The sequence below is a fragment of the Halalkalibacterium halodurans genome (assembly GCF_004376175.1).
GTDB classification, from domain to species: domain Bacteria; phylum Bacillota; class Bacilli; order Bacillales; family Bacillaceae_D; genus Halalkalibacterium; species Halalkalibacterium halodurans.
The window spans coordinates 1-12,849 of the sequence record NZ_SNUY01000086.1 but is presented as its reverse complement, the minus strand read 5'-3'; the positions used below and the strand labels follow the sequence as shown (position 1 = coordinate 12,849).

The window sequence follows — 12,849 nt, the reverse complement described above, 5'->3', positions numbered from 1 at the left end:
CCATTATAAGAATCCTTTCTGTGGTTATTTCATCGTTGCTTTAACCATATCAGAAATGGATTCTTTTTTCATTTATTTGATGCATGGACCATTTAGCTCAATACCTTGATAGATAAGCATTATTTGGTTATCAAAGATTTTTTATGAATAATTCAGGCTATAACAATTTTGGTGATGAAATTAATCTTTTAGAGATGATCAAAAATATAAAAAAAAATGTCCCTTTATCTGAAATTACAGTATACAGCAGATCTTTATGGCACACATTCATGAAGCCTAAATATCCGTTAGTCAAAGCCGCACATCAAGCGATTGAAGAATTTAGAAAGGAATTAAACACTTATGATTTAATAGTTATTGGTGGGGGAGGATTAATTTATTTAGGCGCTCACTTTTTTACCTTTTTAGACGAGGGGATCAAAAAGCCATATATCTTTAGTCGTGTAGGAGTAGATGATCGTGTAGTAAAAGAAGAAGCGTGCTCAAAGTTAAAATATGTACTACAAAAAGCAGCAGAAGTGACTGTCCGTACGACTGGGGATAAAGTGTTATTGAACAAACATCTAAACATAGACTGTGATGTAGTACCTGAGGCGATTTGGAACTTTAAAACAAAGCCCTATCCGTTACCAAAAAGTAAAAAGAACGTATTAATTGCACTTAATGCCTATTCGGCCAACTTTAGAAATAACCTCAAAAAGGCATTATCTCAAGTAACGACACAGATCAATGAAAATATCATTTCAATGCAAGATACATCACTTGATTTTTATTATAACATTCAAGCGACGAATCAAAGAAATCGAAGAATTATTCCCGATTCTATTAGTTTAGAAGAAAAAGGGGCCTGTCTTGCAGCTGGTGATTTAACTATCACTAGTAGGTTACATGCTGGACTAGTTTCCATTAGTCATGGTGTACCAACAATAATGTTAAAGAGTACACCTAAGGTTAAATTTTTAATGGATGATCTTCAACTAAGTGACTGGTATGTAGAAGAGACAATAACTCATGAAAAAATTGAAGCATTGTTAGAAAAAAAACAAAAGATCTGTCAAAACCTTTTGGAAATGACAAATGAGATGAGAGCGAAATCATCGTTACCGATTATTTACAAGCTTTATTATACTAATTAGAAGAGGATGGTGTGGACTGAAAAAATCTACAAATTGAGGTAGAGCCATTAGGTAAAAAAACAAACCAGATCTCTCTATTTCTCATAGGATAACTAGAATCATCACGAATGGCAGGATAATTCTAGTTAGAAGGAGAGATTACATGAAAGCGGCTGTCATCGTCGGAACGCGACCTGAGCTCATTAAAATGGCGGTTCTTATAAAGGTGCTTAAGAGCTTAGATCCTCATCATTTGTTTATCCATTCAGGTCAACATTACGACTATTCAATGGATGGAGCGGTTCTAGATACATTTCACTTGCAACAGCCTGATTATCATTTGAAGGTTGGGTCTGGCTCCCATGCTTCAACGACGGCAAAAATATTAACAGGAGTTGAAGAAATTATTCAGCGGGAGAAGATTGATCTGGTTATTGTTCATGGGGATACGAATACGACCCTTGGTGGGACCTTAGCTGCAGCAAAGCTCAATGTGAAAATTGCCCATGTGGAAGCGGGATTAAGAAGCTATGACCGTAGCATGCCTGAGGAAATTAATCGGGTGCTTGTTGATCATATCGCTCAGTATTTATTCACACCTACACAGCAAGCAGGGGAAAATTTGGCCAAAGAGGGGATCGTTAATGGGGTTTATCAAACAGGTCAAACGATTGTTGATGCAGTACACTTCATTAAAAGCCATGTCCAATCGACTAAACTGCTACAAGCCTTCAATCTTCAGCCCAAATCCTATTTTTTTGTAACTGTCCATCGTCAAGAAAATACAGACAACCCTCTTAGGCTCTCATCAATCGTAAAAGCTCTTGATCGTGTAGCAAAGGAAGGCCCGGAGAAAGTTGTTTTGTCCTTACACCCTCGAACGAAACAAAAGTTAATTGAAAATAACCTTTATGAACGGCTAAAAACAAACGAGGCCATTATACTCATTGATCCCCCTACAAATTTTGTTAACGCTCTGTTGCTTCAACGGGATGCCAAAGGAATCTTAACTGATAGTGGAGGGATACAAGAAGAGGCATGTATCATTGGTACACCTTGTATCACCTTACGTTTAAATACAGAACGACCAGAAACGGTTGAATGTGGCGCGAACCAACTAGCTGGTTTTGAAACCCAATCCATCCTTCAATGTGTGGAAAGCATCCGAACGAACCAAGCAAACTGGAAACACCCGTACGGAAATCATGGTGTAAGTCAAAAGATTTTAGATATTCTATTTTCATGATAACGAAAAGAGAGCAGGCTGTTTTGCTTAGAGCAGCCTGCTCTCTATACATATTAAACCAGTTGACGTTTGATAAACTTCTCTAGCCCTCGTTGACTCACAGAATCTAGAGAATGAAGCTGCCTCTGCAATCGGTCTTTTGCGTAATCATACAGCGCAAGGTCCAGCTCATTTCGTTTTACGAATGTTGGCAATGGTTTCTTGTGAAAAGTCCTCTTGTTTTAATCGGTGTTTTGTCTTGTTTTTCTTTGTGTACTGGACGTTTTTCCAATCAAATCGTTGGCTCATTAAGAAAATGGATTGTGCGTACATGTCCGTAATCCCGACGATAGAAAAATGTTGGTTTAAATGCTTTTTGGCAAGGGCTAGATGCGGGATTGGTTTCCCTGAAATGAGACGGGTTTGATGGTTACTAACGACTGGGAGATCACTAGCAACAAATTGTTCGAAGCTCATCTGCTTCACCTGATGGTGCAGGCGATTTTGCGGGTTTTGTAAAACAAAATAGTACGTGGAGATAACTCGTTCCACGGGGTCACGCAGCATGGTAATGTAAGTAAACGGTTGGTGAAGTGTGGAATGAATGCCATAGCCAAAATGACCGTACACGCATCTTAAGGATGTTAATTTTCTTTTAGGGAGTGAATGGAAGCGTGCTGGTTGTAACCCAAGATACAAAGGAGGATTAAACGCGGTGTCCTTGATGAGTGAATGGAAGCGTGCTGGTTGTAACCTCGGGTACTTCAATCGCTCATCTTTAGAGTATTGATCCTCAATAATCCCCCGTAGCGTGAGACCGCCTGTTTTTGGGATGTGCAAAAAAGAACCGTTTCTAAGTTTGATGGCACGGTGTAACACCTCCTCTTAACCAAGCTATTCCTCTCATATGACTTCCGATCTAGTTAGTTTTCTTATTTTGTGGTGCGGCACAAATGATCCACGTCTGCCGTAACGCAAGTATCTAGCTTTCTTCATAAAATAATCGAGTGAAGTAGTGCAGGTGTGATTGTGCCTGATTTTGCAAAGCAAGGTCCTATTGTCATTGGTGGTGTTGGTGGGAGCGGGACGAGGCTCATTGCCGAAATTGTAATGGATATGGGTTTTTATCTCGGGGACATGCTAAATCAATCAAAGGATTTGTTGTATTTTAGTTTGTTATTTAAGCGACCGATTTGGTTTTCGAAGGTTGTAAACTTGAATGAACAGGAAATTTTTCGCGGACTTAAAATTTTAGAAAACAGGCTAACCACTCAAAAAATTAACCGGTAACGACATTAAATTTATTGAAAAGGCTGCACAGACTTATCGGAATGGAGATTTGTTAGCACAAAAAATAAAAAGGAACATGCTATCCCCGAACCCGATAAACAGGCAACTCTATCAGGGATGGGGGTGGAAGGAGCCAAATGCTCACCTATATTTGCCTTACATTCATCGCTATTTTCCCAATGTAAGGTACATTCATGTGATCCGAAATGGATTAAATATGGCTTTTAGTAAAAATCAACAGCAGTTATTCAATTGGGGGCCATTATTTGGTGTAACGATTCCAAACAATTCTATGATGATCCCTAATGCATCACTAACGTATTGGATTAAGGCAAACGAACGAGCGGTTATGTATGGAACAAAACAGATGAAAGACCGGTTTTTGCTTATTCATTTTGACCAGCTTTGTGTCAATCCAACACCACAGTTGCAGAAATTGGCTGAATCTTTAGCAGTAGATGATGGCGCATTCGATGAATGGAGCGAGAAAATCGATCCGGCAGCAGCGACGTTGAAATATAAAGAAGCTGATTTAAGGAAGTTTCATCCAAACGATTTAGAAAAGGTACGGACGTTGGGCTTTAAAGCGATCTAACCGATACACGTGGAGCGGTGAAAATCATACGATAAAGGTATGAACAATCATCGCTTAAAGAAGGTGTCCTCACATGGCAAAAGTTACGGTTATTTTGACGAGTTACAATAAGCCAAATACAGTCGGCGCTGCGATTGAAAGCGTGCTGTCTCAGCCTTTTCAAGATTGGGAACTGTGGATTATGGATGATGCTTCAAATGAAGAGACGCAGCAAGTGATCGACTCTTATATGCTCTATCCGAACGTTTATTATTATAACAGCCAAGTTAAGGATGAAGAACGGCACAAGTCGACTCGGTATGCTACATTGATTAATGAAGCCATTCCACGCTCTACAGGTGACTATCTTTGCTATTTAACCGATGATAATTACTATTTACCAGAGCGCTTGCAGAAAATGGTTCAATATTTAGACCGGTATCCGAGTGTCGATGTCGTTTACTCAAAGCAGCTGGTGAGAACGGTAGATAATCAGTTGATCACCCAAGCGGAACGTATTCGTCCGACGAAAGGAACAATTCGGTATGCAGAAAATATAGTGGATCACTGTTCGGTCATGCACAGGCGAAGTTTGGCCGAGAAGGTGTACGAAACGTACGGAAGTTATTGGAATGATGATCCGATCTGTTGGCATAATGGAGATGCATTCTTCTGGAACCGACTTTCGGCATTCGCATTATTTTATCCGATCAATGAGGTTCTCGATGTATGTTTAAAAAGCCCAACATCTTTTCAAGCATTAAACGCATTTCTTCCTGAGTACCTACCTTCTGGTACGTTAGTGAAAGGATTAGGAGCGGATGTTTACTTAATAGAAGATAACCACCGACGAGCCATTACACCTACTATGTTTCAACAATTACACTATCGTGAAGAAAATGTTGTTCATATTCCTGATCCTGTTTTGTTCAAATATAAGGAAGGGCCAGCTATTGATGAGCACATTTGGGAGCAGAGGAAGTTTTTTCCGAACCATCGATTAATCAAAGCCTCCCAAGAGCCTCACATCTATTATGTTGAAAACCATCGGAAGCGTCACATTTTGACCCATAAAGAGTTTCGGTTGTATAAATTCCGTGCGAGTGAAGTGGTGGAGGTAAGCCGTTCCTTTTTAGATTCTATTCCTACAGGCCCCCCCATTTCAGCTCATGTTAACAATCAGCATCCGTTACCTGAAGGTCTTCTTGTTCGCTGTGGCTTTAAGTTCTATCTTAGTGGAAACAACCGGCTATACCCGATTAAATCAAGAGTAATGAAGAAGCTAAATTTGCAAATAAAGAACGCCGTCTTTTTAGATAGCCGTGCCATCGGTAGGTACGAGCAAGGCGAGACCATTGAATGGAAAACGAACAAGTGTCAGCCACGATTTAACACTTCATCATAAGATTTTTCTTTTTGTTCATGAACCCTAGCGATTTATGTTAATTTAATAAAAAAGGAAGATGAACAACATCCGTGGGATGATGCGTTTGCTGTTCTTAGCTGCCGAAGGAGAAATGAGGAATGAACATGGATTTAAAAGAAATTGTGCAAGCTGGCGCGTTTGATTTGCATATTCATACGACAGCCTCCGATGGGGAATATTCGCCGACAGCTATCGTAAAGAAAGCCAAGGAGATCGGGTTACGGACAATCGCGATTACAGACCATGATACACTTGATGGGATTGAGGAAGCGGTTATTGCTGGCAAGCGCCACGGTATTAACGTCATTCCTGCGATTGAACTCACTACAAAATACAAAGGAACAAATGTTGACATTCTCGGGTATAACGTTAAAGCGAGTGAGAAATTACAAGCAATCCTTGTCCAGTTAAAAAAGCATCGAGAAGGACGGGCGATGCAAATCATTGAAAAATTTAATGACATTGGGTTTACAATTACCCTCGATGAAGTGAAACAATTTAGTGAGGATGGAGTCATCGCAAGACCTCACATTGCGAAAGCAATCGTCAAAAAAGGGTATGTTCTAGATTATCAGACTGTTTTTGATGAGTATTTGGCAGATGGTAAGCCATGTGCTATCGACAAAATGATCTTGACTCCAGAAGAAGGGATCAAGCTGATACACGAAGCAGGTGGAAAAGCTATATTGGCCCATCCGGTTTATTTAGAAGATACGCTAGTCCGGGAATTGTTAGCCCTTGATTTTGATGGTATCGAAGTGTGGCATCGGAATCATGACGAGACCGACCAGGAGAAGTATAAAATGTTAGCGACAGAATTTGCACTTATAAAGACAGGTGGATCTGATTTCCATACGGATGAACATTCGTTAGGACAGTTTGGATGGAAGGCGGATGAAGAATGACAGGAGAGAACCGTTCTTGTTGGAACGGTGCTGCACCCCGAGTGTTAGAGCATAAATCTAACACTTGGGGTATTTTGTATTTCAACGTTAGTCGCTAACGCCTCTCTTCCCGCTGATACCCATTCATAACGTTGAAGCAGATCATTAATCGGTATGCCTAGAACGATCTTGTTTTTTGAAAAATATACTAATGGTATAAAGACTGCTGATTGGAGTGTTCTTATGAAACACGAATCAACCAAAATCCCACTTGTTATTTTTATGCACATACCAAAAACGGGTGGGATCACGTTACGGAATATTCTTGATCAACAATACCGATCTGAGCACATTTTAAGGCTGCCTCAAAAGAATAAGCTGGACAATTTACAGAAAAAAGGCGCAAACATAAAGGAGCTCCAATGTGTGTATGGTCATCATCGCTTTGGGGTACACGAATATTTTCAACAGCCCTTCACATATATCACGATGCTTCGACATCCAGTTGAACGGATCATATCGACTTATTATTTCATCTTACAAAATGAGAGAAATCGGATGCATCAAAAAGTGAAACCACTCACCTTTGAACAGTTTGTGCGGTCGACAGATCCAGACTTGCAAGTGCCACTAACAAATCATCAAACGAGGTATCTATCTGGTGAAAGGAAGCCTAATTTAAACAAAGCGTTACAACATATGGACGCACACTTTTCTGTCGTCGGAATCACAGAGCTTTATAATGAATCATTATTTATCATGAAGAAGAAATTAGGATGGGATCATATTTCCTATCAAAAAAAGAATGTAACGAAGAAAAGGAAACGACAAACAGACATAGGATTAGATACCATCGAAATCATTAAACGAAAGAATCCATTGGACCTTCATCTTTATGAAACAGCAAAGGAAAAGCTACAGGAACACATCAAACGGTTAGATTCAGGTGCAAGGAAAGCACTGCAACAGTTTTTACAAGATCAAAATGGATTTGGTCCACATGGATAACCGAAATCATTCAGCAAACGTACTCATCCATCTCCATATGCCGAAAACAGGTGGAACAACATTAAAAAAAATTATCAAGAGAAATTATGATAGCCGCAAAAGTGTGGATGTTTACGAGGAGCATCATAAATTACCTGGGATTTTCAAAGGTTTATCAAAGCAAAACATTGAATGTGTTCAGGGTCATTTGCCTTTCGGGGTACATGAATATTTCAACCGTCCCACGACCTATATTACAATGTTGCGTGATCCGGTCGATCGAGTCATTTCAGAGTACTATTTTATTCGCAATATCGAATGGCATAATTTACATGAGTCGGTCATGAAGATGAGTTTAGAAGAATATCAGGCACTTCCGAAGAATCGGAATTTGCAAACGCGATATATTTTAGGGGGGCAGCTGACGTCCGTGACGGAAGTTAATCGGGCAAAGAACATTTTAAAAAATCACTTTGCCGTTGTAGGCTTAACCGAAAAGTTTGACGCTTCGCTCTTTTTAATGAAGGAGATGTTCAACTGGAAGCAGGTCGCTTATCAAAAATACAACGTAACGAAAAAACGGCGATCAAAGGAGGAAATCTCCCCTAATCTACTGGAGAAAATTGCTAAAAATAATGAAGCTGACCTTGAACTTTATGCGTTCGCAAAGGAATTATTGACCAAACGGATTCGAGCGTTGGACCCATTGTCTGCCTATCGATTAAAGCGTTTTGAGCGTAAACATCAACAAGGGTTCCATGGAAAGCGGGATAGATAATCTATTTCGCTTTTTTGCTTTTCTCTTAGAAATCGGGAACAACATGTACACACGAAAAACATTCGCTTCACATAAAGGTATAAAAAGAGGAAAGGGGGGAGAGATGATACGATCAAAACTGTTCCTTATTTTGACGCTACATCGATCAGGCTCAAGTGCAACTGCAGGGGTTTTGTATCATTTAGGTGTTCATATGGGACAACATCTACTAAAGGAAAATGAATGGAACCCTAAGGGGCATTTTGAGAACGAAGAATTCGTTGCGGTAAATGATCGGATTTTACACACTATCGGTGGGAGTTGGAAAAAACCGCCTTCTCCTGAACTTATTAAACAATTAAAAATACCGAGAAGGCAGGTAAAGACTTTTTTATTACAGCATGCCAAACCTGCATGGGGCATAAAAGATCCACGGATGTTGTTAACTTTTGACCTGTGGAAAGGGCCAATGGAAAGAGTGGCCGACATCACATATATTATTGTCCATCGTCCAATAAAAGAATCGATTGCATCCTTGGTTAGACGAAATGATATGACAGAATTAGAGGCGCAACAAATTTTGCTACCATACCTAGGAAATAAACAGCGCATTCGCGAGCAGCTTGTAGAGGAAGGAGCGGATATCATTGACGTTCACTTCAGCGATCTATTGCAGCATCCAGACGAGTTGGTAGCAGCAGTGAATCAACGGTTAGGGCGAGCGCCAAAGAAGCGTCTAGATGATGTACGTCTGTTTTTGGATCATTCGTTAAAGCATTTTTAAAAGTTTTCAAGATAAGCTGCGAGCTGATTAAGATTAATGGACCATTCAGTGTTACTAGGAGATTTGTTTTGTTTATGTTCAGTTCCTGCAAAATAATAAAGCAACCCATTTGTAGACGTGTTGATCAACAGATCGCTCATTTTGATGAATTTTTCATAGGTCAGTAGCAATTTTTTTGTTGGTTTTGTTTGAAAAACACAATTGTACATCGCTGAACCGAGGGGACCAGCGATCACTTGAGCATGACGAAAAAGATTGATTTGTTCTTTGATTGTCAGCTCCTGAGGATGAATGATCTGAAATCCATTGCGGCTAAAGAGACGCTCAACATCGGTCTCATTTATCAAGCGTCTTCGGTTTGATTTAAGCCGGGACCTTGACACATAAATTTTGTCGGGTACCTGTTGGCTACCTGTATCATAATAGTCACCGATTGTTTTCCAAACTTTGTGTGCAAAAGAAGATGTATAACGGCGTAGAGAAAAAGATTGAACCGGAATATGAAGCCGTTCACAAACGGTAGGTTGATGCAAAGGAACGATTTGCGGCTTCTTAATGCCAAAAGGTTTCAATAAATCAAGCTGCCATTGCTTTCGATCGGTTGGGTTCATTAAAATGGGAAGCGATTGAATCTGAATAAAGTCTGTAATCCATAATCTCGAGAGAATTTCTAAAAGAAAATGACCATACTCCCCTGAAAATTCGCCGCTAAGGAAAAGGCTATCCCCCGGAAGCCAGCGAGTCGTCTCCTCCAACCTTTTGATCCGATACTGCTTAGTTTTTAGATCATAGTGAAGGGCTTGATGGAAGTCATCTCGTGTTTCATGCCGGAAGCTATCAGGTAATAAAGATGTTTGTTTGTATAGGATCACTTGGTGTTTGACACACATTGGCTGTTTAATACTTGCGAGATAAAAAGGTTTCGTTTCACAATGTGACGGTATGCTTTGATTGGGGAAAGGGCGTATTGGAGGCTTGATTTTCACTGTCTCTGGGGAGCCGGCGAAATAGAGATAATTCCTTTGAATAGGACCGAGGGTAAAATCTTGTATTTCTTTTTGTTCGCAAATGTTTTCATAAGCCGTTATGCTTAACGCTGTTCCTTGAGATAGGCTTACCATGTTATCACCTGACTTTTTGTGATGAAATCTTCCGAAAACTCGTACAGATCCCTATACCGATTCACATTGTTTTCATACCATATGAATAGCTGTGACAGAAAAGATCGAAGAAAGTAGGGGAACCATGTTAAAAATAAGCTGTATTCTAACAAGTTATAATCGTCCTAACGGCGTAAAGGAGGCCATTTCCAGTGTACAGAAACAAACATACCCTCACTGGGAACTCATCATTGTCGATGATCACTCGAACGAACAAACGCGGCAACTGTTAAGGCAAATCGCCAATCATGATCCACGGATTACCCTCATTCAATCAAGCGTGACCGATAAAGACCGTTATAAAACGGCACGCTACGCAACGTGTATTAACTTAGCAATCCCCCATATTACTGGTGATCTTGTCACCTACTTAACCGATGATGATTTGTATTATCCTACACGCTTTCAAAGTATGGTCAAAGTATTTAAACGGAATCCGCGCATTCATGTCGTCTATGGACGGCAACGCGTGTTCAAGTACAATAAACGTGGGCAAGTGATCAAGACATTCGTACGACCTCTTGTAGGAGTAACAAAGCATCCTATGGGAAAAGTCGACCACAATTCTTTTATGCATCGAGCGTCCTGTTTTAAAAAAGTAAAAAATTGGGATGATCATCCGTCGCTTTGGCCGAATGCTGATGCTGGGTTTTTTAGAAAGCTAGTGAAATATTGGAGCTTTCATCCGGTTAATGTGATTACAGATGAGCATCGAATCCATCCGAAAGGCGTTCAAGCGAAAATGGCTAGTGGAAAAAAACCATGGGTTGAAAAAGATACAGAATAACGTTACCGATGCTTTGTCGTCCAATCGAAGTTAATCGATGGATCATCCCATGCCAGTCTTTTTTCGTCAGGTGACTTACGATTATAAGATTTTGTTGTAAAATAAATAATCGTCGCGGGCTTCCCACCTAACACCCGGTACCCATGGGCTACTCCCTTCGGTATGAGCAATAGGATCGGATTTTCCTCCCCCATATAATAGACATCTGTAATCCCAGCTGTTTTCGAGTTGGGGCGCAAATCGTGAAGGACGACTTGGGCATTTCCAGAAGGAAAATACCAAAGATCATCTTGCTCGTTGTGATAATGGAAGGCTTTAATCACACCAGGGTAGCTCATTGAAACCGAGGCTTGCCCAAAGTGTTCAAGCAAATGTTCATCATCACGTACAAGCTCAGCAAAAAAACCGCGATCGTCACAATACTTTGTTAGTCTTTTTACTTTGACACCTTCAATCATGACATGTCTCCTCCTGTATAAACTCTTTTAGAGCCAGCTCCCATTCCCTTGGGGGTTGCAAACCTGCTAATTCCAGCTGTTGATGGCTCATAACCGAATATTTCGGGCGGCGGGCTTTTGCTGCAAAGGCTTTCGTTGTTGTCGCCCTAATTAAGCTTGGATCATAACCTGCATTTTTAGCAATCGCTCTAGCAAACTCAAACCAACTGCATGACCCGCGGTTGCTAATATGATAGATTCCGCCAGGTTTTTCCATTAACGAAAATAAATAATAAACAAGATCGTTCACATAGGTTGGACAGCCGACTTGGTCTGCTACGACTTCGATCGGTTCTCCTTTACGTAAGAGGCGAAGCATGGTTTTGACGAAATTGCCTCCGTAGTGGCCATATAACCAAGAGGTTCGGGCGATTGTACACGTTTTTACATATTTTTGGACGAGCCGTTCCCCTAGCCACTTACTATTTCCATACACATTCAATGGGTTTGGCAGGTCACACGTTTCATAGGGACTGTTTTTGTTCCCGTCAAAGACGTAGTCGGTGCTAATATAAATTAATTTCGCTCCCGTTTCCCGTGCAGCTCTGGCCACATTCGCAGCGCCTAGCCCGTTCACGTGATAGGCTTTGCGTTGTTCGTCCTCACATTGGTCAACAGCGGTAAAAGCGGCTGCATGAATAATCCAATCCGGGTTCACGCCTTTAATCTTGTTCATCACCGTGTTTTGAACAAGTATATTTAACTCTTGCTTCGTAAGAGCCGTTACTTGAAAATGCTGCTTCCCCTGTTTGCTTAACTCCATGCCTACTTGGCCATTGGCTCCCGTGATGAGAAGGTGTGTCATTAATGACCTCCTTGTGCCAATCGAGATTTGTACCATTGAACGGTTTCGACTAGCCCATCCTCAAAGGCAACGAGCGGTCTCCACCCGAGCTGTTTATGAATCTTTCCCCAATTAATCGCATAACGCCTGTCATGACCTTTACGATCCTCCACATAGTTAAATAGACTCTCGGCATTCGCCGAGCTTTGTGGTTCAAGGATTTTCCTCAAACCAATTTATTTCATCCCTCCTATTTTAGGTGGGATTTTTTAATGTTCATTTTTTAAAACTGGAAATTAATTATCAAAATATTTTCTCGAATTCGACAAGAAACACTTGACTTTTCAAAAACACCACAATAATCGCCGGTGAAGGGATTATTTTCCCTTACTACTTGTGATTGAGGTGCCAAAATGAAACCAACGTTTATTGCACACGAAACTTATCAAAACTTCGTTCTAAATCAGTTAAATGCCCATTATTCTGGCGGCATTCTTACCCTTGTTAATAAGGATTGGCCAGTAATTAAAAAGCTTTGGATAACTGATCTCTCTTCGGTAACTACATGGCTTGGTGATT

General features: G+C 40.5%; 14 protein-coding genes and 1 pseudogene. 10 read left to right on the top strand and 5 right to left on the bottom strand.

Annotation, left to right across the window (positions count from 1 at the left end):
• Positions 1 to 143 precede the first annotated feature (143 nt).
• Positions 144 to 1,136 carry a polysaccharide pyruvyl transferase family protein gene (locus E2L07_RS18835; RefSeq protein ID WP_134230342.1) on the top strand — a complete coding sequence of 331 codons (993 nt, stop codon included), beginning with the start codon at positions 144 to 146 and terminating at the stop codon, positions 1,134 to 1,136.
• Between the two features lie 142 nt (positions 1,137 to 1,278).
• Positions 1,279 to 2,361, top strand: coding sequence for a non-hydrolyzing UDP-N-acetylglucosamine 2-epimerase (gene wecB, locus E2L07_RS18830; protein WP_134230341.1), 1,083 nt, complete (start codon positions 1,279 to 1,281; stop codon positions 2,359 to 2,361).
• Between the two features lie 168 nt (positions 2,362 to 2,529).
• Here the strand turns inward: wecB and E2L07_RS18825 are convergent, their stop codons facing one another.
• On the bottom strand, positions 2,530 to 3,219 hold the full coding sequence (locus E2L07_RS18825) for a sulfotransferase family 2 domain-containing protein (RefSeq protein WP_134230340.1): 690 nt from the start codon (positions 3,217 to 3,219) through the stop codon (positions 2,530 to 2,532).
• Positions 3,220 to 3,369: 150 nt separating this feature from the next.
• Here E2L07_RS18825 and E2L07_RS18820 point away from each other — a divergent pair, with 150 nt between their 5' ends.
• From E2L07_RS18820 to E2L07_RS18790, 7 genes are all read left to right on the top strand, one after another.
• A complete protein-coding gene (locus E2L07_RS18820) occupies positions 3,370 to 3,630 on the top strand; it encodes a hypothetical protein (RefSeq protein WP_134230339.1) in 261 nt (86 codons plus the stop codon).
• A gap of 49 nt (positions 3,631 to 3,679) precedes the next feature.
• Positions 3,680 to 4,225 carry a sulfotransferase gene (locus E2L07_RS18815; RefSeq protein WP_134230338.1) on the top strand — a complete coding sequence of 182 codons (546 nt, stop codon included), beginning with the start codon at positions 3,680 to 3,682 and terminating at the stop codon, positions 4,223 to 4,225.
• Between the two features lie 73 nt (positions 4,226 to 4,298).
• Positions 4,299 to 5,609, top strand: a complete 1,311-nt coding sequence (locus tag E2L07_RS18810) for a glycosyltransferase family 2 protein (protein WP_134230337.1) — start codon at positions 4,299 to 4,301, stop codon at positions 5,607 to 5,609.
• A gap of 119 nt (positions 5,610 to 5,728) precedes the next feature.
• Complete coding sequence (locus E2L07_RS18805) at positions 5,729 to 6,535, top strand: PHP domain-containing protein (protein WP_197525662.1); 807 nt, start codon at positions 5,729 to 5,731, stop codon at positions 6,533 to 6,535.
• 222 nt (positions 6,536 to 6,757) lie between these two features.
• Positions 6,758 to 7,522: a sulfotransferase family 2 domain-containing protein gene (locus E2L07_RS18800; protein ID WP_166740126.1), complete on the top strand. Its 765-nt coding sequence runs from the start codon at positions 6,758 to 6,760 to the stop codon at positions 7,520 to 7,522.
• Positions 7,515 to 8,279, top strand: coding sequence for a sulfotransferase family 2 domain-containing protein (locus E2L07_RS18795; protein ID WP_166740125.1), 765 nt, complete (start codon positions 7,515 to 7,517; stop codon positions 8,277 to 8,279). The genes E2L07_RS18800 and E2L07_RS18795 overlap by 8 nt, the downstream gene beginning before the upstream one ends.
• Before the next feature lie 103 nt (positions 8,280 to 8,382).
• Positions 8,383 to 9,042 (top strand): sulfotransferase family protein, encoded by a 660-nt coding sequence (locus tag E2L07_RS18790; RefSeq protein ID WP_053430401.1) that lies wholly within the window; start codon positions 8,383 to 8,385, stop codon positions 9,040 to 9,042.
• Here the strand turns inward: E2L07_RS18790 and E2L07_RS18785 are convergent.
• Positions 9,039 to 10,163: a glycosyltransferase family 61 protein gene (locus E2L07_RS18785; protein WP_053430402.1), complete on the bottom strand. Its 1,125-nt coding sequence runs from the start codon at positions 10,161 to 10,163 to the stop codon at positions 9,039 to 9,041. The genes E2L07_RS18790 and E2L07_RS18785 overlap by 4 nt on opposite strands.
• A gap of 124 nt (positions 10,164 to 10,287) precedes the next feature.
• Here E2L07_RS18785 and E2L07_RS18780 point away from each other — a divergent pair, with 124 nt between their 5' ends.
• The gene (locus E2L07_RS18780; protein ID WP_134230334.1) at positions 10,288 to 10,989 is read left to right on the top strand and encodes a glycosyltransferase family 2 protein; all 702 of its coding nucleotides are present in this window, start codon (positions 10,288 to 10,290) and stop codon (positions 10,987 to 10,989) included.
• A 2-nt stretch (positions 10,990 to 10,991) separates the two neighbouring features.
• Here E2L07_RS18780 and E2L07_RS18775 read toward each other — a convergent pair whose 3' ends face one another.
• The 3 genes and pseudogenes from E2L07_RS18775 to E2L07_RS18765 form a co-directional block, all read right to left on the bottom strand.
• The gene (locus E2L07_RS18775) at positions 10,992 to 11,447 is read right to left on the bottom strand and encodes a dTDP-4-dehydrorhamnose 3,5-epimerase family protein (protein ID WP_010899507.1); all 456 of its coding nucleotides are present in this window, start codon (positions 11,445 to 11,447) and stop codon (positions 10,992 to 10,994) included.
• On the bottom strand, positions 11,440 to 12,291 hold the full coding sequence (rfbD, locus tag E2L07_RS18770; RefSeq protein ID WP_134230333.1) for a dTDP-4-dehydrorhamnose reductase: 852 nt from the start codon (positions 12,289 to 12,291) through the stop codon (positions 11,440 to 11,442). Before rfbD ends, E2L07_RS18775 begins: the two co-directional genes overlap by 8 nt.
• Positions 12,291 to 12,461: pseudogene (locus E2L07_RS18765) on the bottom strand (dTDP-glucose 4,6-dehydratase); the annotation flags it as partial. The gene rfbD and the pseudogene E2L07_RS18765, both read right to left, overlap by 1 nt.
• Positions 12,462 to 12,849: the final 388 nt, after the last annotated feature.

Excerpts from the sequence above, each read along its gene's own strand:
- E2L07_RS18835 (WP_134230342.1), top strand. The coding sequence starts at position 144 with ATGAATAATTCAGGCTATAACAATTTTGGTGATGAAATTAATCTTTTA.
- wecB (WP_134230341.1), top strand. The coding sequence starts at position 1,279 with ATGAAAGCGGCTGTCATCGTCGGAACGCGACCTGAGCTCATTAAAATG.
- E2L07_RS18810 (WP_134230337.1), top strand. The coding sequence starts at position 4,299 with ATGGCAAAAGTTACGGTTATTTTGACGAGTTACAATAAGCCAAATACA.
- E2L07_RS18805 (WP_197525662.1), top strand. The coding sequence starts at position 5,729 with ATGAACATGGATTTAAAAGAAATTGTGCAAGCTGGCGCGTTTGATTTG.
- E2L07_RS18800 (WP_166740126.1), top strand. The coding sequence starts at position 6,758 with ATGAAACACGAATCAACCAAAATCCCACTTGTTATTTTTATGCACATA.
- E2L07_RS18795 (WP_166740125.1), top strand. The coding sequence starts at position 7,515 with ATGGATAACCGAAATCATTCAGCAAACGTACTCATCCATCTCCATATG.
- E2L07_RS18790 (WP_053430401.1), top strand. The coding sequence starts at position 8,383 with ATGATACGATCAAAACTGTTCCTTATTTTGACGCTACATCGATCAGGC.
- E2L07_RS18785 (WP_053430402.1), bottom strand. The coding sequence starts at position 10,163 with ATGGTAAGCCTATCTCAAGGAACAGCGTTAAGCATAACGGCTTATGAA.
- E2L07_RS18780 (WP_134230334.1), top strand. The coding sequence starts at position 10,288 with ATGTTAAAAATAAGCTGTATTCTAACAAGTTATAATCGTCCTAACGGC.
- E2L07_RS18775 (WP_010899507.1), bottom strand. The coding sequence starts at position 11,447 with ATGATTGAAGGTGTCAAAGTAAAAAGACTAACAAAGTATTGTGACGAT.
- rfbD (WP_134230333.1), bottom strand. The coding sequence starts at position 12,291 with ATGACACACCTTCTCATCACGGGAGCCAATGGCCAAGTAGGCATGGAG.